Below are 1,668 nucleotides of genomic sequence, written 5' to 3'. Positions count from 1 at the left end.
TAGCCTCAGCCCTTCATTATGGGCGGGTCCACATAGTGGATCTTGAAAGACAGGTGCCTTCTGACCTGGGAAGATAGGACTTGCTGAGGGTCTCATCTATCCCGGACGGAAGGCACCTGTCAGGTGAAGGCTACCGGAACACGCCCGAAGATCATCGTCAGCGGCGACGGACGTGGCGTGGTCGGCCACGCCGGCGCCCGCCTGTTGACCGACGTCGCCGACGCGGCGGGATTGACCGGGGCGTTCAGCGAAGTCCTGTCCGGGTCACGGCAACGGCGGGGCGGTCACGACCCGGGACAGGTCGCGGTCGACCTGGCGGTCACGATCGCCGACGGCGGCGAAGCGATCGCCGACCTGGCGGTCCTGCGGGACCAGACCGGCCTGTTCGGCGCGGTGGCCTCGGACGCCACCGCATGGCGCGTCCTGTCGAGGATGGACAGCGAAGCGTTGGCGCCGCTGCGGACGGCCCGCGCACGGGCACGGGAGGTCGCCTGGGCGCAGATGGCCGAGACCCGCGACGGCATACCGGCCGCGACCGCCGCCGGCCAGCCGATCCCCGGTCTCGTCCTGGACCTCGACGCCTCCATCGTCATCTGCCACTCCGAGAAGGAATCAGCCACCCGCACCTGGAAGAAGACGTTCGGCTACCACCCGCTGTTCTGCTTCCTGGACAACACCCGCGAGGCCCTGTCGGGGCTGCTACGCGAGGGCCGGGCCGGATCGAACACCACCGCCGACCACATCACCGTCCTGGACGCCGCCGTGGAACAGATCCCCGACACCCACCGCCACGGCACCGAAATCCTCATCCGCTCCGACTCGGCCGGCTGCACCCAGGGCTTCCTCGCCCACATCCGCAGCCTGCGCGAACAGCACATCACCACCTACTTCTCCGTGGGCGTGGCCGTCACCGAACCGGTCCGGCACGCGATCCTGGCCGCCACCGGCTGGATCCCGGCCACCGACGCCGACGGGCAGCCCCGCGACGGCGCGGACGTCTGCGAGATAACGGGACTGGTACCCGACGACGGCTACCCCGACGGCACCCGGTTCATCGTGCGCCGCGAACGCCCCCACCCCGGCGCGCAACTGTCGCTGTTCGACACCATCGAAGGGTTCCGCCACCAGGTCACCGCCACCGACACCCCACCAGGGCGCGGAAGCATCCAGTACCTGGAGGCCCGACACCGCGCCCACGCCCGCGTGGAAGACCGCATCCGCACCGGCAAGGACACCGGCTTCGGCCGCTTCCCCTCACGGATCTTCGCGATCAACGCCGCCTGGCTCGAACTCGCCCTCACCGGTATCGACCTGATCGCCTGGACCCAGCACCTGCTCCTCGACGGCGACCTCGCCACAGCCGAACCGAAGAAGCTGCGGTACCGGCTACTGCACGTACCAGCCCGGATCACCCGCACGGCACGGCGCACGAGACTACGCGTCGCCGAAGGCTGGCCCTGGGCCGAGCAACTGGTCACCGCGTTCACCCGACTCGCGGCACTGCCACAGCCGATCACCTGAACACCACGACCACGATCCCGACCGACAGCTTCTGGAGGAACCCGACCCCGCGTCGGGCCACCACCATGCCCAGACACCGATCGACCGACGAATCAAGATCAACAAGCCGTCAGGCATCCATGATCAACACTTAATGCAAGACCGAGG

General features: G+C 68.6%; 1 protein-coding gene. It reads left to right on the top strand.

The window, feature by feature from the left end; all coding sequences use genetic code 11:
- Positions 1-123 precede the first annotated feature (123 nt).
- Complete coding sequence (locus ACFHVL_RS31210) at positions 124-1,521, top strand: IS1380 family transposase (protein WP_416590996.1); 1,398 nt, start codon at positions 124-126, stop codon at positions 1,519-1,521.
- Positions 1,522-1,668 lie beyond the last annotated feature (147 nt).

Origin of the sequence: Micromonospora sp. LOL_023, assembly GCF_048060115.1 — a bacterium.
GTDB lineage: Bacteria > Actinomycetota > Actinomycetes > Mycobacteriales > Micromonosporaceae > Micromonospora_E.
Note: the sequence above shows the minus strand (reverse complement) of the source record. Positions and strands in the feature narration are given on the sequence as shown.